This window comes from Herbidospora sp. RD11066 (assembly GCF_054661255.1).
The window spans coordinates 64,255-88,443 of record NZ_BAAGDO010000014.1 but is presented as its reverse complement, the minus strand read 5'-3'; the positions used below and the strand labels follow the sequence as shown (position 1 = coordinate 88,443).

The following is a 24,189-nucleotide window of genomic DNA, read 5'->3' as shown; positions in this document are numbered from 1 at the left end:
CCGCACTGGTTTCACAACGCAAAATGTCGGCGTCGGTCGATAGCGTAGAGGGATGACCTCTCAGCTCATCGGGCGGGACCATCCCGTGGGCTTGTTGCGTGCGGAGATCGGGCGGGCCCTCGACAGTCACGGCGGCCTGGTGCTGGTCACCGGTGAGGCCGGAATCGGCAAGACCACGCTGGTCACCGGTGGTGTCGAAGAGGCCAAGCGGGCCGGGGCGCTGGTGCTCGGCGGGTCGTGCTGGCAGTCCGACGGCGCGCCCGGCTACTGGCCGTGGGTGCAGGTGATCCGGGCGATGCGGCGGGCCCCCGAGTGGTCGTCGGTGGGGGCCGACGCCGCCGAGGTGCTGGCCATCCTGCTGGGCGAGCGGTCGGGCGCCGGACAGGAGGTGTTCGAGGGCTTCCGGCTCTACGACGCCGTGACCACGGCGCTGGTGTCGGTGGCGCAGAGCCGTCCGGTCGTGGTGGTGATCGACGACCTCCACTGGGCCGACACGGCGTCGCTGAAGCTGCTCGAATTCGCGGCGCGGCACACCTGGTTCGAGCGGCTGCTGCTGGTCGGCACCTACCGCGACGCCGAGGCCGAGACGCCCGACCATCCGCTGGCGCCGCTGATCATGCCGTTGGTGGCGAAGGCGACGTGCATCTCGCTGACCGGTCTCGGCCGCGACGAGGTCGGCGCGCTGATGACCCGCACCGCCGGTCGGGCGCCCGAGCCCTCTCTCGTCGATGAGGTGCACCGGCGGACCGGCGGCAATCCGTTCTTCGTCGAGCAGACCGCCCGGCTCTGGCAGGGCGGCGGGTCGGTGACGGCGATCGCGCCGGGGGTGCGCGACGCGGTGCAGAAACGCGTGTCGCTGCTGCCGCAGCAGGTCGCGGCGTTACTGACCGACGCGTCGGTGCTGGGGCGCGAGTTCCACCGCGACGTCCTGGCCGCGCTGGCCGGGCTTCCGGCCGCCCGGGTCGACGGCCTCCTCGGGCAGGCGGTGGCCTCGCGGCTGGTCGTCCAGCTCACCGAGGGGCGGCTGGGGTTCGCCCACGATCTCGTCCGCGAGACCCTCTACGAATCCCTCGGCGAGGGCGCCGCCGCCCGGCACGCCCGGGTCATCGTGGCCCTCGACGCCGATCCGGCGCTGGCCGCCCACATCCTCCCGGCCGACCAGGCCCGCCACGCCTACCGGGCGGGCCACGAGCTGCCCCCGGCCGTCACGGTCGAGCGGCTGCTGTCTGCGGCCGGCGAGGCCCACGGGCGCATGGCCATCGAAGAGTCGATCGGCCACCTGCGCAAGGCCGCCGACCGGGGCGAGGGGCTCGAACCCCGGCGCCGGGCGATGATCGCGATGGAGCTGAGCGCCTGCCTGTTCCATCTCAACGACGTCGGGGAGACCCGCGCCACCCTCGAATCGGCCTGGACGTTCGCCCAGCAGACCGGCGACGCCGACATCCTGGCCCGGGTGGCGATCAGCTACTACCGCATCGACGGCCCCGGCATGCTCGGCGGGACGAGCGGTGGCCGCAGCTCCGAGGTGGTCCGCCTGGCCCACCGCGCCCTGATCGGCGGCGACCCGGCCACGACGCCCGACGCGATGGCCCACGAACTGACGATCCACATCGCCGCGACGGCCCGCGCGGGCGACGACGACGAGGCCCTGGCCTTCGGCCTGGCCGCCCGCCACGACGTGCTGTTCGGGCTGGGCACGGCCGCCGAGCGCATCGAGCTGACCAGTGAGATGGCCACGGTCGCCCGGCGGGGCGGCGACGCCGACACCGAACACTTCGCCACCTCGCTGCGCTGGGTGGCGCTGCTGGAGGCGGGCGACCCCGCCTACCTCGACCAGTTCGCCGAGTCGACCGCGTTCGCGCTCCGCGTCGGCGGCGAGCGCCTGGTCTTCTCCGCCCGCGTCGACCAGTCGATCATCATGACCCTGGCCGGCCGGTTCGCCGAGGCCGAGGAGTTCCTGCGCGGCGCGATGGAGGTGGTCGACGACGACAGTCGCCACGCGTTCGACTTCATGGCCGACCACATCCTGTGGGCGGTCCTGCTCCACCAAGGCCGCTTCGCCGAGATCCCGCCGGTGCTGGCCCGGCTGGAGACCACCGGCCACTCACAGACCGAACTGCTGAGAGGCATCACCGCCCTCCAGGCGGGCGACCTCGACACCGCCCTGACCGCGCTGCCGGACGATCGCGACTCCTATCCCCGCGCCTTCGCCCCGCTGGGGTTGCGCTTCATCGCCCACGCGGCGGCCGACTCGGGCGACCCGGCACTGGCGGGCTGGGCTGAGGAGAGGCTGGCGCCCCATTCGGGCGACTGGCTGGTCAGCATCGGCGGGTGCGACATCGCGGGCCCGGTCGACCACTGGCTCGGCGTGCTGGCCGCCTCACGCGGAAACTGGAACGAAGCGATCTCGCGATTGACCGACGCACGACGGTCGGCGGTGGCCATGGACGCACGCCCGTGGGTGGTGGAGGCGGGGGTCCGGCTGGGGCAGGCCCTGCTGGCGACCGGCGACCGGGAGCGTGGCCGGGTGATGCTCGACGAGTCGGCGGCCGAGGGAGCCGAACTGGGCATGGGCCACATCCGGGCGCAGATCGCCCGCGCCCGCATGGAAGAACGCCCGCCCCCGGCGACCCGGCGACATGGGGCCGAAGCTGGGCGGCTCAGTCCTACCTTCCGGCGCGAAGGTGACGTCTGGGAGTTGGCCTACGACGGGGTGGTGGTGCGGATGCCCGACGCCAAAGGCCTGCGTGACCTGCACATTCTCCTGGGGGCGCCCGGCACCGACGTCCCGGCGGTCAGGCTGCTCGATCCCGAGGGCGGCCGGGAGGTGGTCGCGGCGCGGAGCTTCGGGGGTGATCCCGTGCTCGACGACGAGGCCAAGGCGCGCTACCGGCGTCATCTGACCCGCCTCGACGACGAGATCGACCGCGCCACCACGCTCGGCGACGACGACCGGGCCGCCACGCTCGACCGGGAGCGCGAGGCCCTGCTCGCCGAACTGCGCGCCGCCGCCGGGCTGGCGGGGCGTGACCGGCGGCTGGGCGACGAGGCGGAGCGGGCCCGCAAGACGGTGACCGCGCGCATCCGCGACACCCTGCGTAAACTCGGCGAACGCCATCCCTCTCTCGCCTCCCACCTGCGTGCGTCGATCAGCACGGGTTCGTCGTGCCGCTACCGGCCCGACTCCCCCGTCGGATGGCGGCTCTGAACACAAGATCCCCGGGCCGCCACGCCCCCGTTCGGCGGCGGCCCGAAGACCCTTACTTCCTGTTGTACGCCCGCATCGTCAGCGATCCAAACACGGCCAGCAGCACCGCCGCGGCGATGAACACCCAGGTCAGCTCGCCCATGTCCGGATTGCCCGCCATCAGCGACCGAACCGCCGCCACCAGCCGGGTGATCGGGTTGACCTCGACGAACACCTGCAGCCAACCGGGCATCGTCGAAGGATCGACGAAGACGTTGCTCAGGAAGGTCAGCGGGAACAGCACGAGCATGCTGACCCCCATGACCGACTGCTCGGTCTTCAGGTAGAGCCCGCACATCGTCCAGATCCACGAGAACGCGAACGAGAAGCCGACCAGCAGCGCGATCCCGGCCGCCACGCCCATCACGCCGCCGGCCGGGCGGAAGCCCAGGATCAGGCCGACCACGGTGATCACCAGGGACGCCAGCACATAGCGCAGCACGTCGCCCAGCAGGTTGCCGACCAGCGCGGCGGGCCGCCAGATCGGCAGCGTCTTGAAACGGTCGAAGACGCCCTTGGCGATGTCGACGTTCACCGCGATCCCGCTGTACATCGTGGTCATCACGACGCTCTGCACCATGATCCCCGGCAGCAGGAACTGCAGGTATTCGGTGGTCGACCCCGCCAGCGCGCCACCGAACAGATAGGTGAACATCAGCGTCATCATGATCGGGAACGCCGTGACGTCGAACAACTGCATCGGCACGTGCTTGATCTTCAGGATGGCCCGCCAGCCGAACGTCAGCGACGCCGACAGCGGGCTCGGCCGGGCGGGCCGGTCACCCGGGGCGAGGAGTGCCCCGATGGACTCGGAGGCGGGAACGTAGCCGGACTCGGCGGCCGTCTCGGTCGTGGTGGCGGTCATGCCGCACTCTCCTGGGGGGTCGCGGGGTGGTCGGTGAGGGCGAGGAAGACCTCGTCGAGAGAGGGCTGGCCGAGGGAGAAGTCGTCGACGACGATCCCGGCGGCGGCCAGTTCCGACAGGGCGCGGGCGGCGTCTTCCGCGGCGCCGCGCTCGGTGCCGTGGCCGGGGACCCGGATGACCACCCGGCGCGGATCCGGGTCGGGGCTCGCCGGCACGCCCAGGGCGCCGGAGAGGAGCTTCTCGGCGTCGGCCCGCTGGTGGGCGTCGCGCACCCGCACGTGGACGGTGCCCGCGCCGACCGACGACTTGAGCTCGCCCGGAGTCCCCTCGGCGATCAGCTTCCCGTGGTCGATGACGCCGATCCGGGAGGCGAGCTGGTCGGCCTCGTCGAGATACTGCGTGGTCAGGAGCACGGTCGTGCCGTAGGAGACCACGGCCCGGATGATGTCCCACACCTGGTTGCGGCTGCGCGGGTCGAGCCCGGTCGTGGGTTCGTCGAGGAACATCAGCCGGGGCGTGTTGAGCAGCGTCGCCGCGATGTCGAGGCGCCGCCGCATGCCTCCCGAGTAGTTCTTGACCAGTCGTGCGGCCGCCTCTGTGAGCCCGAAGGCGGCCAGCAGGTCGTCGGCGCGTGAGCGGGCCGCGGGGGTGCGAAACCCGAGCAGGCGGCCGAGCAGGATGAGGTTCTCGCGGCCCGTCATGTCCTCGTCGACGGAGGCGTACTGGCCGGTGAGGCCGACCAGCGACCGCACGGTGTCGGCCTCGGCCATCACGTCGTGGCCGAAGACGCGGGCGGTGCCGCCGTCGGGGCGCAGGAGGGTGGCCAGCATGCGCACAGCGGTGGTCTTGCCGGCGCCGTTGGGGCCGAGGACGCCGAACACGGCGCCGGCCGGGACCGTCAGGTCGAGCCCGTCGACGGCGCGGTTGTCGCCGAAGACCTTGACGAGACCGTTCGTCTCGATCGCGGTGTCTGTCATGCCCTCTAGGCGCGAGACCGCGTGCTAGATCGGATCTAGCGGCCCGCGGGATACGGTCGTCTCGGAGATCAACGGGAGGAAGAGATGGCTGACGTCTTCGACGTGATCGTTATGGGCGCGGGCCCGGTCGGGGAGAACGTGGTCGACCGGGCCGTACGCGGTGGCCTGTCGGTCGCCGTGATCGAGGCCGAGCTGGCCGGAGGCGAGTGTTCCTACTGGGCGTGCGTGCCGAGCAAGGCGCTGCTGCGCCCGGTCGACCTGGCCGGTGAGGTCGAGCGGGCTCCCGGGCTGACGGTGGAGCCGATCGACGTCCAGGCGGTGCTGGCGCGGCGTGACTGGGCGGTGAACGACTACAGCGACAACGGCCAGGCGCGCTGGCTGGAGTCGCTGCCCTCGACGTACATCAGGGGCCGGGCGCGGCTCGCGGGTGAGAAGAAGGTCGAGGTCGGCGGCCGGGTGCTGACCGCGCGGCACGCCGTGGTGGTGGCGACGGGCAGCCTGGCGGCCATCCCGCCGATCCCGGGGCTGGCCGAGGCGAAGCCGTGGACCAACCGCGAGGCCACCGGCGTGAAGAAGGTGCCCGGCCGGCTGATCGTGCTCGGCGGCGGCGTGGTGGCGTGTGAGATGTCCCAGGCGCTGCACGCGCTCGGCGCGACCGAGACGACCATGATCGTGCGGAGGCACCGGCTGCTCGAACGGTGTGAGAGCTTCGCCGCCACGATGGTCGCCGACGCGCTCGCGGCCCGGGGCATCGACATCCGGTTCGGCACGAACATCGAGCGGGTCGAGCGGACCGGCAGTGAGGTCGTGGCGCATCTGTCCGACGGCACGACGCTGACCGCCGACGAGATCCTGGTCGCGACCGGCCGCCGCATCGGCGTGGACATCGGCCTGGAGACCGTCGGGCTGCCCGACGGCCGTCCGATTGAGGTCGACGACAGCATGCGCTCGACCAGCCTCGACTGGCTGTACGCGGTCGGCGACGCCAACGGCCGCGCCCTGCTCACCCACATGGGCAAATACCAGGCACGGCTCTGCGGCGACGTCATCGCGGCCCGCGCCAACCGCCGCGCCGACGACCTGCCGTCGATGCGCGACCAGGCCGACCACTACGGCCCGCCCCAGGTGGTCTTCACCGACCCGCAGGTCGGGGCGGTCGGGATCACCGAAGAGGAGGCGCGGCGGCGCGGTCTCAACGTCCGTTCCGTCGAGTACGACATGAGCGGCATCACCGGCGCCTACCTGTCGGCCGACGGCTACATCGGGCGCGCGAAGGCCGTGATCGACGAAGACCGCAAGGTGCTCGTGGGGGTGACCTTCGCGGCCCCGGCTGTGGCGGAACTCGTCCACTCCGCGACCATCGCGATCACCGCCGAGGTGCCCCTCGAGAAGCTCTGGCACGCGGTGCCGTCGTTCCCGACGGTGAGCGAGGTCTGGCTGCGCCTGCTGGAGACCTACGGCCTCTAGACCGGCCCTTAGACCACGTAAGCGGCATCCCGGACGTCGGTGATCGCCATGTGCCCCGGCGCGTGGCCGATCGCGAACGGGATCCCGGCGGCCATCACGGCGGCCTGCGGAGTGACTCCGCAGGCCCAGAACACCGGCACCTCCCCCGGCCGCACCTCGACCGGATCGCCGAAGTCGGGCGCGCCGAGGTCGTCGATCCCCAGCCCCGCGGGATCGCCGATGTGCACCGGCGCGCCGTGGACCTGCGGATAACGCGCGGTCACCCGCACCGCGTCGGCGACCCGCGCCGCCGGGATCGGCCGCATCGACACCACCAGCGGCCCCGACAGCCGCCCGGCCGGACGGCACGGCACCGACGTGCGGTACATCGGCACGTTCAGCGCCATCTCGACATGCCTGACCGGAATGTCCTCTCGGATGAGCGCGTCTTCAAAGGTGAAACTGCACCCGATCAGGAACGGTACGAGATCATCCCGCCAGAACCGGGAGACATCGGTCACCTCGGCGACGGGCGCGCCGTTCTCGTACACGACATATCCCGGCAGATCCGTGCGCAGGTCCCCGGCGAAGATCGGCAGGCTGGTGGCCCCGGGATCTCCGACGTCCAGAATCGGACAGGGCTTGGGATTGCGCTGCGCGAAGAGCAGCATGTCGTATGCGAGGTCCGCGGGCACCGCGAGCAGGTTGGCCTGGGCGTAACCCGGACACCACCCCGCGGTGGGCGCCTTCAGCCCGGCCCGGAACCGGAGCCGGGCCTCGTGAGGGGTCATTCGGGTGCGTCCTCCGGAATAGTTGAATCCTCAACCAAGTTGTGGGTGCATAGTCGACACGACAGGAAGGACAGCCAGATGCCCGCCGTAACCGTGGACAACCCGCTCACCCTCCCCCGGCTGCCGGAGCCCATGGCGGCCGTGCACGAGCGCAAGGTCCTGACGGTCGCCACCGCGCCGACAGGCTTCGAAGGCGAGGGATTCCCGGTCAGACGAGCGCTGGCCACGATCAAGCCAAAGTATCTCGATCCGTTCATCATGATGGACCAGATGGGCGAGGTGGACTACGCACCGGGCGAGCCCAAGGGCACGCCGTGGCACCCGCACCGGGGCTTCGAGACGGTGACGTACATCATCGACGGCGTCTTCGACCACACCGACTCCCACGGCGGCGGCGGAACCATCACCAACGGTGACACCCAATGGATGACCGCCGGCTCCGGCCTCCTCCACAAGGAGGCGCCGCCGGAGTGGCTCGTCCAGAAGGGCGGCCTGTTCCACGGGATCCAGCTCTGGGTGAACCTGCCGTCCAAGTCCAAGATGCTGGCGCCCAAGTACCAGGACATCGGCCGCACCAAGGTCGCCCTGCTGAGCAGCCACGACGGTGGCGCGCTCGTGCGGGTCATCGCCGGTGACGTCGCCGGGCACCTCGGCCCGGGGGCCACCCACACGCCGATCACGCTGATCCACGCGAGCATCACGCCCGGGGCGCGGCTGACGATCCCGTGGCGGGCCGACTTCAACGCTCTCGCCTACGTGCTGTCCGGCCGGGGAACCGCCGGAGCCGACGGCCAGCCGATCGAGATGGGTCAACTCGCCGTGTACGAGGGCTTCGGGGCGACCCAGGCCGAGACGATCACCCTGGCGGCGGCGAAGACGCAGGACACCCGGTCGCCGAACATGGAAGTGATCATCCTGGGCGGCAAGCCGATCGGGGAGCCGGTCGAGCACTACGGGCCGTTCGTGATGAACACGAAGGCGGAACTGGCCCAGGCCTTCGAGGACTTCCAGGCGGGCCGGCTGGGGACGATCCCGGCAGGGCACCACTGATTCACGGAACGGGTGGATCTCGGCGAGCTGTGCGCCAAACTCGCCGAGATCCGCGACGATCCCGTCCACCCGCCGGTGGCGGGACGGTATACCTGTTCCCGTTTGGTTCTCGTGCCGTCGGCACGGGAACTGTTCGTGGGACCGACCAGTTCCCGGACATCAGACGATCAATCGCGAACCCACCGATTTCTTCTCAACCGGTGCGTGACCGAGGGGTGGCGGACGTCGCCGATGCAGCCGGACTCCTCGTCCCGACGCGGGCGCGTGATGAGCCGAGTGGTACGCATCTCAATATCCCCCGATAACGTGGTGCTTTTCGTGACTTAGTTGTATTTGGCATCGCTTGCAGTTCGCTTGCCGCCCGGCTGATCGCCAGGTCGAAGCCTATGAATTCATCTCGCATCTATTGAAAGCGGGCGCATGCTTCGCTTCGGTGGTATCCCATGAGTGAAATGGTGGGCGCCGGCGTCAGCCGTCCCGTCGTCGTCGACGCGACCGTGGTCCGCGACGCGGCGGGGGAACTGGCCCGTGAGGGCAACCGCGTTCCGGACATCGTGGCCCTCGACGCGCGCCGCTGGATCGTCTGCTGGCGTTCGGGCGTCCACGACCCCATCGACCGCACCCCCACCGACCAGGGCACCATCAAGTTCGCCGTCACCGGCGACGGCGGCACCACCTGGAAGAAGGGCACCCTGGCGGCGGCCACCGACAGGCACCGCTACCACTACGCGATGCTCTTCGCCGAAGGCCCGGTCGTGTACGCCCTCCTCGGCAGGATCACCATCGCCGAGGACCGCGAAGAATCCGACGTCGATGGATTCCCCGTCCACCTGACCCTGAAGCGCTCCCCCGACGGCGGCACGACCTGGACCGACCAGCCGATCACGGTCGACGTCCCGCCCAACACCCGCGGCGTCGTGATCGCCGGCAAGCCGGTCAAGGTCGGCGGCGTGTGGACGGTCCCGTTCTGGCGCCAGGGCACCGGAGCCTCCCAGGCGGCGGTCCTGCGCTCGACCGACCTGAAGACCTGGAAGGCGGGCGCGCTGGCCGCCAACCCGCCCGGCATCGGCGTCGAGGAACCCCAGATCGCCCTGCGCCCCGACGGCACCCTGGTCATGGTGACCCGAGCGCTGGTCCGCCGTGCCCGGCCGGAGGACCGCGAGCCCTACTACCGCGTCTCGGCCGCCCACTGCGCGACCACCACAAGCACCGACGGCGGCCTGACCTGGGCAGCGATGCGGCTCCACCCCGACCTGCCGAACTTCTACGTGAAGACGTTCTTCATGATCGACTCGACCGGCCGGGAGATCGCCCTCTACAACACCTTCGCCGGCCCCATCAGGGAACCCCGCCCCGACCGCTTCCGTGAGGTCCTCCACTACAAGGTGGCCAATCCCGGCGAACCCTGGCAGCCCGGCCGATTGTTCGCCGACGGCCCCCGCCTGACGAAAACGACCGCACGCGGCTGGGACGTCTACCCGAGCGCGACCGAGATCTCCCCCGGCGTCCTCGCGGTCGTCTGGGAACACAACCAGATCGAGATCAAGGTCGCCCGCCTGACCCTCGACGCACCCCTCCCCAAGGACCTCGCCCCCGGCCGCTGGACCCTCGACCCGGGCGCCACCCTCGGCTCCGACGGCGGCCTCCGCCTGCGGTCGACGACGGCCAAAGCGGCCGGAGCCCGCAAGACCTTGACCGAGATGTGCGACTTCACGGTGGAATTCCACGGCGAGATCGTGGACGACAGCGCCCTCGACCCCGCGACCGGGCAGGGCGTCTGCCTGGGGACGAAGGTGTGCAACGGAGCACGGCGGCTCATGCTGACGGTCCAGAAGGGCGGCGTCTGGACGATGCGCAAAGGGTCGACGACCTGGGAACGCGTGCTCGCGGTTCCCGCGACCCCGGCGGTCTGGAAGGTCGTGACCGACAGCGCGGGAGTGGCCCGCCTGTTCCGGGACGGCACCGACACCGGGGTGACATGGGTGCTCCAGGACAGCGGAGAGACACCCCAGCTGAGCCACTGGGTGATGGGAACGCGCGGGGGGAACGCGGCGGAGGCCAGGATCGCCTGGACCCGGCTGACCCCGACGATGCCGGAGAACCCGGCCTGAAAAGCGGGCTGGGGTGATCTTTCCGAGCAGTCATCCCCGGCTCCTACCGACGCGTCACCGGGTCGACAAGCAATGGGAAGTCATCTCCTGCGACTTCTCAGGCAGGACCCAGCGTCAACCGGCGACTCTTGAGATTGATGTCACGCAGTCGGACCCGAAGCCTCTGGCCTTCGGCCGGAGGTTCGCCATCGGGAAACTCCGCGGTGGGCAGGACTCCCTCGAAACCCGGCGCCAGTTCGACGAAGGCTCCCGGCGGAACGACCTCCGTTACCGGCCCGGTGAAGACCTCACCCAGTTGGGTCCGGGCGAACGCGATCAGGGGATCTTCCTGCAACGCCTTCAGCGACAGGGAGATCCGCAGACGGTCGAGATCGACGTCCAGGACCATCACGACGACCTCCTGCCCGACCTCGGTGATGTCCTCGAAACGCTCGAACCATCGCCACGACGCGTTCGCGGCCGACACCATCCCCTCCACGCCGCCGATGTCCACGAAAATGCCGAACCGCATCACGGCGGACACCACGCCACGGCAGACCTGCCCGCACTCGAGTTTCTCCGCCTTGTCGCGCAGGGCGCGATCGGATTCAGACGGCACGTCGTCCACATCCGTCTGCTCGGACCTCAGACCGGTTCGCAGTTCTGGCGAATCCTCCATGGTCCATCGAGATTAGGAGATTTCCATGGCTCAGCGATATCCAGCCGCGCAGACGTGCCGCCACCCAGAGCGCCCAGGTGCCATCGTGATGGACCTGGGGCCTATTGGATGACGTACACGGAAATCAGCGTGGCACCGCCCGGGACAGGACCAGCGCGAAGTCCCCATCCGGGTCGGTGTACCAGCGCTCCACCTCGAACCCCGCCATCGCCAGTTCCCGGGTCAGCCCCGCCCGCCGGAACTTGGCGCTGATCTCGGTGCGCATCTCCTCGCCCTCGGCGAAGGTCACCCGCAGGTTCAGGGCCCTGACGTGGACGACCATGTCCTTGGTCGCGCGCAGGCGCATCTCGATCCAGTCGTTGTCGGTGTCGTAGATCGCCACGTGGGCGAAATCGGCCGGGACGAAGTCGGCGTCGAGTCGGCGGTTGATCACGCGCAGGACGTTCCGGTTGAAGGCCGCCGTCACCCCGGCCGAGTCGTCGTAGGCCGCGATCAGCCGGGACGTGTCCTTCACCAGGTCGGCGCCCAGCAAGAAGGTCTCGCCGTCGGTCAGGGTCGCGCGGAGTTCCTTGAAGAAGACCTCGCGGGCCGGTGGCTCCAGGTTGCCGATGGTGCCGCCCAGGAAGGCGACCATCCGGCCCTGCCGTTGCGGGAGCTGGGACAGGTGGTTCTCGAAGTCGGCGCACACGCCGACCACCTCGAACCGTTCCGACAGCCGGTCGGCCGCGGCCTGGAGGGTCACGGAGTCGACGTCGACGGGCATGTAGGTGCGAAGCGTCCCGGCCGAGGCCAGGGCGTCGAGGAGCAGTTCGGTCTTCTCCGAGGTGCCGGAGCCGAGTTCGACCAGGGTCGCGGCGCCGCTCACCTTGGCGATCTCCCGCGCGTGGGCCTTGAGAATGGCCAGCTCACGGCGGGTCGGATAATACTCGGGCAGGCGAGTGATCTTGGTGAAGAGCTCGCTGCCGCAGGCGTCGTAGAACCATTTGGGCGGCAGCCATTTCGGCGTCGCCGCGAGGCCCGCGCGGACGTCGTTCTCCAGTGCCTGACGCAGGTAGTCAGCGTCGATGAGGTTCACAGGTCCCTCCAGTCGATTCCGTCGGGCGTGACGATCACGAGGGTCCGGTCGGGCACGCTGACCCAGCCGTCGTCGCGGTCGTCGAGCGGCTCGCTGGCCACCAGCACCCCCTCCGGGAGCGACCGCACGAAAAGCGTGTCGCCCCAGGTCGTGGCCGCGATCGTCTGTCCGTCAGTGGCGAGGAGGTTCACTCTCGCCTCGGCGTCGGCGCCTCCGGCCGCCGTGGTGATCTCGGCGAGGGCGTCGCCGAGCGCCCAGCCCAGCCGCCCGAGCGCGAACACCCCGGCGGCGAGCTTCGCGGAGTCGCAGGTGCTCTCCGCCTCATGGGCCTTCAGGCCGGTCAGCGCCTCGCCGGGCACCCGGCCGTTGTGGCTGAGCAGCCACTTGCCCTCCATGAAGGGGGCGGTGGCGGTCTCCTCGATCGGCATGCCGACCGAGGCCGAGCGGACCGCCGCGATCAGGCAGGTGGAGATCGCCGACGTGGCCAGGCCTTCGAGGTTGGCGTCCGCCCACATCGGGATGGACCGGCGATAGCGGACGACGCGATCGCCGGTGTACCAGCCCATGCCGAAACCATCGGCGTTGACGGTGCCCCAGCGCTGCCGCCTCGGCACGTAGGACTGTTTCAGCAGGCCGTGGTCGGGCTGCTGGATCAGCGACGACAGCGGGCGGGGTTCGCCGAGCCAGGCGGCGTGACGGCACATCAGTGAGCCTCCGCCGGGCGGGCGTCGCGGGCACAGCGGAACCCGGAGAAGATCTGGCGGCGCTGCGGATAGTCCCAGTTGCGGAAGGTCGCCCGCACGGCCGCGGGGTCGGCCGCCCACGAACCGCCGCGCAGCACGCGGTAGTCGGGCCCGAAGAAGACCTCGCTGTATTCGCGGTACGGGAACGCGCGGAACCCCGGATAGGCGGAGAACGTGGACGACGTCCACTCCCAGACGTCACCGATCATCTGCTCGGCGCCATAAGGGCTGGTTCCGGCCGGGTAGGCGCCCACGGGCGCCGGGCGCGCGGCGCGGTGGCCGAGGTTGGCCAGTTCCGGAGTCGGTGGCTCGTCGCCCCACGGGTAGCGCCGCGCCCGCCCCTCTTCGGGGCTCCAGGCGCAGGCCTTCTCCCATTCGGCCTCGGTCGGCAGACGTCTGCCCGCCCATCGGGCGTAGGCGTCGGCCTCGTACCAGCACACGTGCTGCACCGGCTCGTTCGGCGGGATCTGCTCGGCGCGGCCGAAGCGGGTGCGCCACCAGGTGCCGCCGTCGTCGCGGGTCCAGAACAGCGGCGCCTGGAGGCCCAGCCGGAAGCCCTCGGGGTGCCACCAGCGCGGGTCGCGGTAGCCGCCGTCTTCGACGAAGGCCAGGTAGTCGCCGTTGCTGACGGGCACCCGGTCGATCCAGTAGGCCGGAAGGTCGACGGTGTGAGCGGGGCGTTCGTTGTCGTAGGCCCACGGGTTGACGTCGGTGCCCATGGTGAACGGCCCGCCCGGGACGAACACCTCACCCGACACCGGCCGCCCGATGGGCAGGTCGCCGTCGCCGACCAGGCCGGGCTCGCGGGAGAGCTGGAGCGTGGCGAGCATGGTCTCGTCGTGCTGGTGCTCGTGCTGGATGACCAGCCCGAACACGAACCCGCCCGACTTGAGTGGATGCGGATCGTCGAAGTCGACCTTGTCGAGGACGTCGAGCACGCGGCCGCGTACACCCTCGATGTATTTGCGCGCCTCCGCCGGCCCCAGCATCGGCAGGGTCGGACGGTCGCGGCGCGGGGTCTTGAACGCGTCGTAGATGTCGTCGATCTCGGGCCGCAGCGGCGTGATCCCGCCGACCTCCCGCAGCACCCAGAGTTCCTCGTAGTTGCCGACGTGGGCGAGGTCCCACACCAGCGGCGACATCAGCGGGGAGTGCTGGTGGACGAGCAGGTGGTCGTCGGCGTCGGTATAGCTCAAGGATCGGTCGCGCACGGCGATGAGCTGGGCGGCGATCTGTTCCTTCATCGCGTCTCCACTAGGAGGTCGGCGGCCGGGGACCGGCCGGGTTCGACGAACCGCACCGCGTAGTCGGTGACCTGGTCGACGAGGCTCTGCGGCGCGCCCCAGCGGGGCAGCGCCCTGACGGCGGCGTGGAAGGCCGTGACGGCGGCCCGCCGCATGTGCGGCGCCGCGAGCCCGCATCGGGCGGCCTCCGACCACTGCCCGGCGACGGCCAGCGCGTCGTGGGCCGCCGCGGCGGCGGCCTCGTCGTCGACGACCAGGGCGTAGGCGACCGCGACGGCGACCGGCCAGGCGACCGGCCCGAGCGCGTCGAGGTAGCGGATCTCCATGAACCCGCGCGGCCGGACGGCCGGAAAGAGCGTGGTGGCGTGATACGCCACGTCATCGGGGGTGGGCCGGCGCCCGGCGACGATCTGGAAGTCACGGAACCGATGCGCACCTGCCGCCACCTGACGGAACGACCCATCGTCTTCCCGCACCAGCATCAGCCGCGCGGCCTGAAGATAGGCGGCCCAATCGGACGGTGGAGGTCTCCTGGCGCCCGATTCCGCCGAATGGCCGTTCAAGGCCATCCCCACGTCATCACTTGTGTCAACGCGATCCGGCCCGGCAGGGCCCCGGCCCACTGGCGCCGTGCGTGACGGGTCGAGGGCCAGCCAGATCGCCTGCCGCCCCGACAGCCACGACTCGAACCCCGGCACCGGCCCGGGAGAGTTCGCGAACGCCGCCACCAAAGCGGGCCCGAACAGGTGAGCCCGGCTCCAGCGGACGAAAGGATCGGCCCCGAAGTCGAGATTGACCTGGATCGACGCCGTCGAGCACATCATCAACGGCCCATAAGGCTCCCCCAGACAAGCGGCCATGGCGTCGTAGCGCGGAGTGTGCAGCTGGCGCAGCGGCCGCCGGTGACCGTCGACCCCCGACCGCCCGAGCGTGAGCCCCCCGGCGCCGAGAGCCGACCGGACGAGACCGACGTCCCGCTGGAGCGCGGCCACGGCCACCGGCAGGGACCCGGGTGGCGCCGACAGCTCGATCTGGCCGCCGGGTTCGAAGGTGATCACACTTCCGCCGGGAAGGGCCGCCCCGCCGAGGGCGTCGGTGACCCGGGCGATGGGCACGATCAGCGCCGGGTCGGTCACGTCGTGGACGAGGAACTCCAGCTCCACTCCGACCTGATCGCCGGGACTCCCCCTGAAACAGCCTTCCGCGTACGCCAGCACATCGGCCATGAACACTCAGATCCACGACCGCCCCCGGCGTTACGCCTCATTCCGAGATTTCTGAACTCGCTTCGCGGAAGGCCGTCAGCAGGCGGGATCGCGTCGGCGGGGACAGATCGGGGGCGGGGAGGTCGCCGAGGGCGGTGATGGTGGCCGCGAACTGGCCGTAGAACCCGGCGCAACCGGCGCAGGAGGCCAGGTGGTCGCAGAAGAGGGGACGCGTGGAGGAGTCGAGGGCGTCGTCGAGGAAGGCGGTCACGAGTTCGGCGAACTCGTCGCAGTTCATGGCCCTCCGATCCCGTCGTAGTAGGCGGCCAGGTGGTCGCGGACGGCCGCCCTGGCCCGGTGGAGCAGCACCCGCTGGTTGGCCGGGGAGATCGACAGGATCTCGCAGACCTCGTCGGAGCCGTAACCCTCCATGTCGCGCAAGGTGATCACGGCACGCTGGCGGGACGGGAGGGTGCCCACGGCCTTCTCGATCAGTTCTCTGACCTCGCCGGCCAGCGCCGCCCCCTCGGGACCGCCCTCGGGCCGCACGCCGTCGGGACGCTCGCCACCGACGCTGCTCACCGGAATCGTACGGCTCTCTCGCTCCCCACGTCTCCGGGCGGTGTTGACCAGGATGCGATAAACCCACGTGCGCAGCGACGACCGGCCCTCGAAGGTGCCGACGGCCCGGATCACGGCGAGCCAGGTGTCCTGGACGACCTCTTCCGCCGACGCCGCCGTCGACACATATGACCGGGCGAGCCGCAGCATGCCTCGCGACCATTCGTCGAGGAGCAGCGCGAAGACCGCTTCGTCGCCGCTGCGCAACCCGGCCACGATCACCGGATCGGGCGGAAAATCGGTCACCTCACCGACCCTAACGACGCCCTCCGACATTCCCGCGACCCTCCCGTGAACGTCCGATGCCCGAGATGTCCTCCCTGCCCGGCATCTCCCCACGTCTACCTAATCACCCTCTGTGAACGAACTTCTTGGCAGGGTCTCCAGGGAACGTGACGATCGCATGCTCCCCGTGGTTGATATCCGGTAGATACCAGCGAATCCGATGGTCGCCCGGCTCGGCGGGCGTCAGATGCAGCACCCCTTCATGGTCACTCAGCGTGAAAAGCCCATGGGTCGCGGAGATCGACATCTCGACTTTCGGGCGAAAGCGTTTCCGCAGCTGAGCCGGGTTCCGGGCGACAAATCGGTTATCCACAGGCGGAGTCCCCGCGTCGTGCGGGCCGGAGCCGGGACGGTAGGTTCTTGAACCGTGACTTTCATCGAATCCGGTGCTCACGGTGTTGGGCTCGCGACCGTCACCCCCGACGGGGCGGTCCTCGACGTCTGGTTCCCCAACCCCGTCCTGGGCGACCCCGGCGAGCCGGGCGTCCGGCGGCTGGCCGCGGTCGAGGTCGGCGAGCTGGCGAGCCTGGTCAAAGCAGACCCCGACCGTGACGTCGAGGTCGTGGCCGTCCAGGTCGGGATCGGCAAGCTGACCGACCCGCCGGCCGACACCTACGACGTCTACCTGCGCCTTCACCTGCTGTCCCACCGGCTGGTCCAGCCCCACCAGGCCAATCTCGAGGGCGTATTCGGCCTACTGACCAACGTCGTGTGGACCAACCACGGCCCCTGCCAGGTCGAGGGCTTCGAGAACGTCCGCGGCCGGTTGCGGGCCAGGGGCCAGGTGACCGTCTACTCGGTCGACAAGTTCCCCCGCATGGTCGACTACGTCCTGCCGAGCGGTGTGCGCATCGGCGACGCCGACCGGGTCCGCCTCGGCGCCCACCTGGCGTCCGGTACGACCGTCATGCACGAGGGCTTCGTCAACTTCAACGCCGGCACCCTCGGCACCTCGATGGTCGAGGGCCGCGTCTCGGCCGGTGTCGTGGTGGGCGACGGCTCCGACGTCGGCGGCGGCGCCTCGATCATGGGCACCCTGTCGGGCGGCGGCAAGGAGATCATCCAGGTCGGCCGCCGCTGCCTGATCGGCGCCCAGGCCGGCATCGGCATCTCCCTGGGCGACGACTGCGTGGTCGAGGCGGGCCTCTACGTCACCGCCGGCACCAAGGTGACCCTGCCCGACGGCACGATCGTCAAGGCCAAGGAACTGTCGGGCCAAGACGGCCTGCTGTTCCTCCGCGACTCGGTGACCGGCACCGTCGTGGTCAAGCAGCGTACCGGCGGAAAGATCGAACTCAACGCCGCCCTCCACGCCAACGACTGAGCACACCCGTTGCGGGCCGCCGCCCATCCATCGGCTGGGCGGCGGTGCGGGCCGGTTAGACCAGCGGTTCCTGGAGCTCGGTCACCCAGTTCTCCGGGTCGCCCATGCCATATTCCAGGTAGACCTCCCGGCTGAACCCCGTCCCCTGCTCCCCGTGGTCCTCGATCCAGCGGTGCAGGCCCTGGACGGTCGCGTCCACGCCGTCCATCGGCCCGTGGTGGATGATCGTCGCGGCCCGCTCGATCCCCGGCAGGTCGACCACGTCGAAGTCGTAGGCCGGATCCGGGGCCACGCTGACGGGGAAGCTTGCGTGGATCTTCACACCCCCGTCCGCCGCCGACTCGTAATAGGCGATCCCCGGGCCCGCGATCTCCACTCCCGCCTTGTTCAGCCGGGCGATGAGCTCCGGGTAGAGCGGCTGGATCACGGGTCCGATGTGCTCGCTCTGGTAGCTCTCGGCCACCGCCGACAGCTCGGCCACACGAACGGGGGGAACCGACTTCACGACCACGTCTGCGGGCATGACGCCCTCCTTCTCGATGATCTGGAGCCTCGCCTCGACCCCTCGCAGCCTGATCCCGTCGGCGAGCACCTGGGCCTCCAGTTCGGCCCGGCGGAGCCGCAGCATCCCCTGCAGTTCGGCCACGCCGACCTTGTCGTCGAGGACGCCGCGGATCTGCTGGAGCGTGAATCCGAGGTCCTTCAGGGCGACCAGGCGGTTGAGGCGGCTGAGCTGGGCGGCCTCGTAGGAGCGGTAGCCCGTCGCGGGGTCGACGCGGGCGGGGGTCAGCAGGCCGAGAGCGTCGTAGTGGCGCAACATCCGCACCGACACGCGGCCGATTCTGGCGAAGTCTCCGATGCCGTACATGACACCTCCGAGTGAATCGGCTGACACCGTGTGAGGGTCAACGGCCGTCCCTGAGACGCCCCTGAGTTGTCCCTGATGTTGCCGCCTGACCCGCGCTTTCTCCCCAAAAGCGGCTTACCGTGAAGCCTATGGGACGCATTCTTCTGTACGCCGTCATCGCCATCGCCGCCTTCTTCGTCATCGGCTGGCTCATCGGGCTCGTCTTCGGGCTCCTCAAGTGGGTTCTGATCATCGGCGTCATCGGCCTCGCCGTCATGGGCGTCATGAAGCTGGCCCGCGGCGGCAAGAGCAAGACGCCGGACTGGTCATGACCCCCGCCGAGCCCCGGCGCCGCCCGGCACCGGGGCTCGAAAAGCCACAGACCCAAGCTCTTTCTCCGTTACGGCTCCGCCCTCCCCACCCCGCCCCCCGCCGCCGGATCGCGCCGCATCCGGCGCACAACCGGCCGCGCGACCAGGGCGTCGTAACGCCGGAAAGCCCCGGCGTCCGAAGACACCGGGGCTCCCGTCACGCAGGCGCCGCTAGCTGATCGGCGGGTAGGCGTTCGCCAGAAGCTGGCGGAACTGGGCCGAGAACCAGTGGCCCGACAGCGGGGCGTTGGCCAGAGCGCCGGTGGCGCTGTTGCCGTTGCGGTCGTTGCCCGTGTACGTCGGGTCGCACATCCGGTCGAAGCCCTTGCCCTCGTTGTTGGCGATCTGGGTGCTCGAACCGTCCGACTCGCCCGGCGGCTTCACCCACACGTAGGCGTCGATACCAGTGGCGGGGTTGGCGCGGGGACGCTCGCCCAGGCCCGCACCGCTCTGGTTGCACCAGTTGCCGGCGTGGATACGACGGTCGACGCGCGAGTTGTTCACGAAGGTGTTCAGGTCGGTCGACGTGCTGGCCGCGGTCGGACGGGCCGAACCGCCCCAGCCGTTGCGCGAGGTGTCGATCAGCATGCCGATGTTGGAGGAGAAGCCCTCCTGGATCAGGCGCTGACGGAAGCCCTGGGCGAAGGTCAGCTCGTCAATGTAGAAGTTCCAGTCCACCCACCGCGACTGGCGGATCTGCTGGCCGTTCACGGAGCCGTTGACCGTGAAGAAGGGCTCGGTCAGGGCGCTGTAGTTGGCGGTGTTGGTGATGAACCCGTGCACCGTGGCCTTGCCGCCGGTCGCGAGGTCGGCGGTCGAGCCGAACAGGTCGGCCGACGGGCCGAAGTTGGTGTCCCAGCCCAGCCAGCCGTGGTGACCGGCGTCCACGTAGTTGTAGACGTTCGGGATGGCGTAGAGCTTGCCGAGCGCGTAGGCCACACCCTGCTCGTAGGCGCCGCTGTTCTTGGCCTCCTGGCAGGCGGTCAGGCTCAGGTTCGTCACCAGGTTCGGCAGCGAGTCGATCTCGATGATCGCCACGATGCGCAGGTTGGCGTACTTGCTGTCGGACATGATCGAGGCGATCGGGTCGATGTACTCGGTCTTGTACCGGTTCAGGCCGTTCTGCGACACCTTCAGCTCACCGTTGGAGGCCAGAGCCGAGCAGTCACGGTTGGGCAGGTTGTAGATCACGACCTGGATCGTCACCGGCGTGGAGCCGTTGGCGGCGTCCTGGGCGACGGCCAGGTCGAGGTGGTCGCGCAGGCCCTTGCTGTTGTTACCGGCCGAACCGCTGGTGATGGCGGCGATCCGGTCCAGCCAGATGGCCGTCGAGGTGTTCGCCACGGCGGAGCCACCGGGCTCGGAGGCTGCGCTGGCCGACCAGTCGGGGTTCACGTAACCGGCCGCACCCGCATAGGGGTTGTCCACCCGCGGACCGGGCGGCGACGGAGACGGCGAAGGCGACGGGCTGGGCGAGGGAGACGGCGAGGGTGAGGGAGAAGGCGACGGAGACGGGGACGGCGAGGGGGACGGCGAAGGGCTCGGCGAAGGCGAGGGAGACGGCGACGGCGAGGGGCTCGGCGAGGGAGACGGCGACGGGGACGGGGACGGAGTCGTCCCGCCACAGCTCACACCGTTCACGGAGAAGGCGGCCGGCTTGGGGTTGCTCCCGGTCCACGTGCCGTTGAAGCCGAGCGACAGCGTGGCGCCGCTGGCGAGGCTGTTGTTCCACGGCATGTTCGCCGCGGTCACGTTCGCGCCGCTCTGCGTCCAGTTGGCCGACCAGCCCTGGGTCACGCGCTGGCCCGAGTTCGGGAACGTGAAGCCGAGGCTCCAGCTCGAGAGCGCGTCGCCGGTGTTGCGCACGGTCACGTTGGCGGTGAAGCCGCCCTGACCGGGGCTCGTGGTCCAGTCGTTGGTGGTGTACGTCACGTCACACGTGACCGCCGCCTGGGCGGACGTGGCCGTGACGACGGCCATGGTGGATCCGAGCGCGGCCACCGCGAGCGCGGCGAGGCCGCGGCGCAGTCGGGAGCGCGCTGCTCCGGATCGGGGGGTGGATCTCATTGCGGGGGTCCTCCTGCGATGATTCACTGCGCGCTGGGAGCGCTCCCACGGACCTTAGGTGCGCGGTTCCGTGCCGTACAGGAAGACCGTCCGCCCCCAGCCTCCCCCGCTTCCACCGGAGAACACCAGCACCGGCGGCGACCAGCGCACACGTCGGCCGGTCACCGGGCGAAAACGCCGTTTGTGACCTGAAAGTTTCAGCTAGATTCGCGTCATATGACGGAAGTCTGGCGTCACAACAGCCACTACCACGGCGTTCTTCTCAAGGCCATGCCGCCGAACTGCGCCTCCGCCCTCGACATCGGCTGCGGCTCCGGCTCACTCGCCAGGAAGCTCGCCGCGCGCTGCCCCGACGTGACGGGGATCGACCGCTCCGCCGAGATGATCCGCCAGGCGACGGAGGCGGGGGGCGGCGCTCGATACGTACAGTCTGATCTCGAAGACTGGACCGGAGGTCCCTACGACTTCGTCACATCCGTGTTGATGATCCACCACATGGACTTCGAGACGGGGCTGCGGGCCCATGCCGATCTCGTCCGCCCCGGCGGCACCCTGGCCGTCCTCGGGCTCGCCGCCGAGGAGCTGCCGCGCGACCTGCCCCGGGCCCTGGCCGCCATCCCGGCGTCGTTCGCGCTGAACTGGATCAAGAACGGCAGCCACCGCTATCCGCCGGACCCACCCGGCATGCCCATGAAGGACCCCGATCACACGTGGTCGCAGGTCCGCGCGCTGACCCACCGGGTTCTGCCCGGCGCCGTCTACCGGCGGCACCTGATGTGGCGCTACTCGATCACCTTCACCAAGGTCGCCGAAACTCGTGTGTAACCGACACCGTTTGCCGCAAACCCGTGGCCTGAGCATAAGTGGGCGCCCACCGGCGAGTAGCATCCGCAGGACACGTACACCGCCCGAAGGGGAATCGTCATGACCGTCAAAGTGACCGTCACCGGCGCGGCCGGCCAGATCGGTTACGCCCTGCTCTTCCGCATCGCCTCGGGGCACCTGCTCGGCCCGGACGTTCCGGTTCAGCTGAGCCTGCTGGAGATCACTCCGGCCCTGAAGGCCGCCGAGGGCACCGCGATGGAGCTCGACGACTGCGCCTTCCCGCTGCTCAAGGGCATCGACATCACCGACGACCCGAACTACGCGTTCAACGGGACCAACGTCGCGCTGCTGGTCGGCGCCCGTCCCCGCACGGCGGGCATGGAGCGCGGCGACCTGCTGTCGGCCAACGGCGGCATCTTCGGCCCGCAGGGCCAGGCGATCAACGACCACGCGGCCGACGACGTGCGCGTCCTGGTGGTGGGCAACCCCGCCAACACCAACGCGCTGATCGCCCAGCAGCACGCGCCCGACGTCCCGGCCGACCGGTTCACCGCCATGACCCGGCTCGACCACAACCGCGCGCTGTCGCAGCTCTCCTCGAAGCTGGGCGTCCCGGTCACCGAGATCAAGAAGATGACGATCTGGGGCAACCACTCCGCCACGCAGTACCCCGACCTCTACCACGCCGAGGTCGGTGGCAAGATCGCCGCCGAGCTGGTCGACCAGTCGTGGCTGAAGGACACCTTCATCCCCACGGTCGCCAAGCGCGGCGCCGCGATCATCGAGGCCCGTGGCCAGTCGAGCGCCGCCTCGGCCGCCAACGCCGCGATCGACCACGTCCACTCGTGGGTCAACGGCACCCCCGAGGGCGACTGGACCTCCGCCGCGATCGTCTCCGACGGCTCCTACGGCGTGCCCGAGGGCCTCATCTCCTCCTTCCCGGTCACCTCGCGGAACGGCCAGTGGGAGATCGTCCAGGGCCTGGACATCGACGACTTCTCCCGCTCGAAGATCGACGCCACGGTCAAGGAGCTCCAGGAGGAGCGCGACGCGGTCAAGGAGCTCGGCCTGATCTGACGCCTTCGGGGCAGGTAGCCGGGCATGGACGAATTCGACGTGATCGTGCTCGGCATGGGCCCAGGTGGCGAGGACGCCGCCGGTCGGCTGGTCGAGGCCGGGCTGAGTGTGGCCGCGGTCGAGGCCGAGCTGGTCGGCGGCGAATGCCCCTATTGGGGCTGTGTGCCGTCGAAGATGATGATCCGGGCCGCCCACGTGCTGGGCGAGGCCCGGCGCGTCTCCGACCTGGCCGGCGCGGCGACCGTCGTCCCCGACTGGTCCCCGGTGGCGAAGCGGGTCCGCGAGGAGGCCGCCCACCACTGGGACGACCAGGCCGCGGTCGACCGCTTCGAGAAGAAGGGCGGTCATCTCGTCCGCGGCCACGGCACCGTCACCGGCCCGCGCGAGGTCACCGTGGGCGACCGGGTGCTCCGCGCCCGCCGGGGCCTGCTGATCTCCACCGGCACCCGTCCGGCGATCCCGGACCTCGATGGACTGTCCGGAACGCCCTTCTGGACGAACCGCGAGGCGATCACCACCGAGTCCGCGCCCGAGTCGATGATCGTGCTCGGCGGCGGCGCGATCGGCCTCGAACTGGCCCAGGTGTTCGCCCGCTTCGGCACCAGGATCACCATCCTGGAGTCGGCTCCGGGCCTCCTCCCGGGCGAGGAGCCGGAGGCCGGACGGCTGATCGCCAGGGTCTTCCGCGACGAGGGCATCCGGGTGCTGACCGGGGTGTCCGCCTCCCGCGTCGACCACGACGGCGGCTTCCGCGTGACGGCAGGGGACGAGGTCCTCGAAGCCGAAAGACTGCTGGTCGTGGCCGGTCGCACGACCGACCTGACGGGGCTGTCGGTGGTCGGCATCGACGAGAACCAGAAGTACATCCCGACCGATCCCCACATGCGCGCCGCCGACGGGGTCTGGGCCGCCGGAGACGTGACCGGGCGGGGCGGGTTCACCCACGTGGCCAACTACCAGGGCCGGATCGCCGCGCTCGACATCCTCGGCCGCGAGGTCGCCGGGGCCGACTACCGCGCGGTCCCCCGGGTGACCTACACCGACCCGGAGATCGGCGCGGTCGGCCTGACCGAGAAGCAGGCCCGCGACGAGGGCCTGGCCGTAACGGTCGGCACCACGACGGCCGGAGCCCGCGACTGGATCCACGACACCAAGGACATCCTGATCAAACTGGTCGCCTCCGGCGACGTCCTGGTCGGCGCGACGGCCGTCGGGCCGGTCGGGGGCGAGGTCATGGGCGCCTTGGCGGTGGCCGTCCACGCCCGGGTGCCCGTGCCGACCCTCCGGTCGATGATGTACGCCTACCCGACCTTCCACCGAGGCATCGAGGACGCGTTGAAGAACCTCCTGAGATAAGGCG

The 24,189-nt window shown here is 70.2% G+C and carries 21 protein-coding genes; 9 read left to right on the top strand and 12 right to left on the bottom strand.

What is annotated here, in order from left to right; translation table 11 throughout:
- The first annotated feature begins 52 nt into the window (after positions 1-52).
- Complete coding sequence (locus tag ACYQ78_RS36455) at positions 53-3,208, top strand: ATP-binding protein (protein ID WP_459805544.1); 3,156 nt, start codon at positions 53-55, stop codon at positions 3,206-3,208.
- A gap of 52 nt (positions 3,209-3,260) precedes the next feature.
- Here ACYQ78_RS36455 and ACYQ78_RS36450 read toward each other — a convergent pair whose 3' ends face one another.
- Positions 3,261-4,112 (bottom strand): ABC transporter permease, encoded by an 852-nt coding sequence (locus ACYQ78_RS36450; RefSeq protein WP_459805543.1) that lies wholly within the window; start codon positions 4,110-4,112, stop codon positions 3,261-3,263.
- The gene (locus tag ACYQ78_RS36445) at positions 4,109-5,089 is read right to left on the bottom strand and encodes an ATP-binding cassette domain-containing protein (RefSeq protein ID WP_459805542.1); all 981 of its coding nucleotides are present in this window, start codon (positions 5,087-5,089) and stop codon (positions 4,109-4,111) included. Before ACYQ78_RS36445 ends, ACYQ78_RS36450 begins: the two co-directional genes overlap by 4 nt.
- 84 nt (positions 5,090-5,173) lie before the next feature.
- On the opposite strand from ACYQ78_RS36445, the gene ACYQ78_RS36440 reads away from it, so the two are divergent.
- On the top strand, positions 5,174-6,556 hold the full coding sequence (locus tag ACYQ78_RS36440) for a dihydrolipoyl dehydrogenase family protein (RefSeq protein WP_459805541.1): 1,383 nt from the start codon (positions 5,174-5,176) through the stop codon (positions 6,554-6,556).
- An 8-nt stretch (positions 6,557-6,564) separates the two neighbouring features.
- Here the strand turns inward: ACYQ78_RS36440 and ACYQ78_RS36435 are convergent, their stop codons facing one another.
- A complete protein-coding gene (locus tag ACYQ78_RS36435) occupies positions 6,565-7,326 on the bottom strand; it encodes a putative hydro-lyase (RefSeq protein ID WP_459805540.1) in 762 nt (253 codons plus the stop codon).
- A 78-nt stretch (positions 7,327-7,404) separates the two neighbouring features.
- On the opposite strand from ACYQ78_RS36435, the gene ACYQ78_RS36430 reads away from it, so the two are divergent.
- Complete coding sequence (locus ACYQ78_RS36430) at positions 7,405-8,376, top strand: pirin family protein (protein WP_459805539.1); 972 nt, start codon at positions 7,405-7,407, stop codon at positions 8,374-8,376.
- 443 nt (positions 8,377-8,819) lie between these two features.
- On the top strand, positions 8,820-10,487 hold the full coding sequence (locus tag ACYQ78_RS36425) for a sialidase family protein (protein WP_459805538.1): 1,668 nt from the start codon (positions 8,820-8,822) through the stop codon (positions 10,485-10,487).
- Between the two features lie 97 nt (positions 10,488-10,584).
- On the opposite strand, the gene ACYQ78_RS36420 is transcribed toward ACYQ78_RS36425, so the two are convergent.
- The 7 genes from ACYQ78_RS36420 to ACYQ78_RS36390 form a co-directional block, all read right to left on the bottom strand.
- Positions 10,585-11,094 carry a S1 RNA-binding domain-containing protein gene (locus ACYQ78_RS36420; protein ID WP_459805537.1) on the bottom strand — a complete coding sequence of 170 codons (510 nt, stop codon included), beginning with the start codon at positions 11,092-11,094 and terminating at the stop codon, positions 10,585-10,587.
- A gap of 175 nt (positions 11,095-11,269) precedes the next feature.
- Positions 11,270-12,220 carry an L-histidine N(alpha)-methyltransferase gene (egtD, locus tag ACYQ78_RS36415; RefSeq protein ID WP_459805536.1) on the bottom strand — a complete coding sequence of 317 codons (951 nt, stop codon included), beginning with the start codon at positions 12,218-12,220 and terminating at the stop codon, positions 11,270-11,272.
- A complete protein-coding gene (gene egtC, locus ACYQ78_RS36410) occupies positions 12,217-12,924 on the bottom strand; it encodes an ergothioneine biosynthesis protein EgtC (RefSeq protein WP_459805535.1) in 708 nt (235 codons plus the stop codon). The genes egtD and egtC overlap by 4 nt, the downstream gene beginning before the upstream one ends.
- The gene (gene egtB, locus ACYQ78_RS36405) at positions 12,924-14,207 is read right to left on the bottom strand and encodes an ergothioneine biosynthesis protein EgtB (RefSeq protein WP_459805534.1); all 1,284 of its coding nucleotides are present in this window, start codon (positions 14,205-14,207) and stop codon (positions 12,924-12,926) included. The genes egtC and egtB overlap by 1 nt, the downstream gene beginning before the upstream one ends.
- Positions 14,204-15,433 (bottom strand): glutamate-cysteine ligase family protein, encoded by a 1,230-nt coding sequence (locus ACYQ78_RS36400; RefSeq protein WP_459805533.1) that lies wholly within the window; start codon positions 15,431-15,433, stop codon positions 14,204-14,206. The genes egtB and ACYQ78_RS36400 overlap by 4 nt, the downstream gene beginning before the upstream one ends.
- A 37-nt stretch (positions 15,434-15,470) precedes the next feature.
- A complete protein-coding gene (locus ACYQ78_RS36395; protein WP_459805532.1) occupies positions 15,471-15,710 on the bottom strand; it encodes an anti-sigma factor family protein in 240 nt (79 codons plus the stop codon).
- A complete protein-coding gene (locus tag ACYQ78_RS36390; protein WP_459805531.1) occupies positions 15,707-16,279 on the bottom strand; it encodes an RNA polymerase sigma factor in 573 nt (190 codons plus the stop codon). The genes ACYQ78_RS36395 and ACYQ78_RS36390 overlap by 4 nt, the downstream gene beginning before the upstream one ends.
- A gap of 406 nt (positions 16,280-16,685) precedes the next feature.
- Here ACYQ78_RS36390 and dapD point away from each other — a divergent pair, with 406 nt between their 5' ends.
- Positions 16,686-17,642 (top strand): 2,3,4,5-tetrahydropyridine-2,6-dicarboxylate N-succinyltransferase, encoded by a 957-nt coding sequence (gene dapD / locus ACYQ78_RS36385; protein ID WP_459805530.1) that lies wholly within the window; start codon positions 16,686-16,688, stop codon positions 17,640-17,642.
- A gap of 55 nt (positions 17,643-17,697) precedes the next feature.
- Here dapD and ACYQ78_RS36380 read toward each other — a convergent pair whose 3' ends face one another.
- On the bottom strand, positions 17,698-18,510 hold the full coding sequence (locus tag ACYQ78_RS36380; protein WP_459805529.1) for a MerR family transcriptional regulator: 813 nt from the start codon (positions 18,508-18,510) through the stop codon (positions 17,698-17,700).
- 128 nt (positions 18,511-18,638) lie between these two features.
- Between ACYQ78_RS36380 and ACYQ78_RS36375 the strand changes: the two genes are divergently transcribed.
- A complete protein-coding gene (locus ACYQ78_RS36375; protein ID WP_459805528.1) occupies positions 18,639-18,821 on the top strand; it encodes a hypothetical protein in 183 nt (60 codons plus the stop codon).
- A 210-nt stretch (positions 18,822-19,031) separates the two neighbouring features.
- On the opposite strand, the gene ACYQ78_RS36370 is transcribed toward ACYQ78_RS36375, so the two are convergent.
- Positions 19,032-20,927 carry a glycoside hydrolase family 6 protein gene (locus tag ACYQ78_RS36370; protein WP_459805527.1) on the bottom strand — a complete coding sequence of 632 codons (1,896 nt, stop codon included), beginning with the start codon at positions 20,925-20,927 and terminating at the stop codon, positions 19,032-19,034.
- Between the two features lie 216 nt (positions 20,928-21,143).
- Between ACYQ78_RS36370 and ACYQ78_RS36365 the strand changes: the two genes are divergently transcribed.
- From ACYQ78_RS36365 to ACYQ78_RS36355, 3 genes are all read left to right on the top strand, one after another.
- A complete protein-coding gene (locus ACYQ78_RS36365; RefSeq protein WP_459805526.1) occupies positions 21,144-21,752 on the top strand; it encodes a class I SAM-dependent methyltransferase in 609 nt (202 codons plus the stop codon).
- A gap of 99 nt (positions 21,753-21,851) precedes the next feature.
- The gene (locus ACYQ78_RS36360) at positions 21,852-22,829 is read left to right on the top strand and encodes a malate dehydrogenase (protein ID WP_459805525.1); all 978 of its coding nucleotides are present in this window, start codon (positions 21,852-21,854) and stop codon (positions 22,827-22,829) included.
- A 24-nt stretch (positions 22,830-22,853) separates the two neighbouring features.
- Complete coding sequence (locus ACYQ78_RS36355) at positions 22,854-24,185, top strand: dihydrolipoyl dehydrogenase family protein (RefSeq protein ID WP_459805524.1); 1,332 nt, start codon at positions 22,854-22,856, stop codon at positions 24,183-24,185.
- The last annotated feature ends 4 nt before the right edge of the window (positions 24,186-24,189 follow it).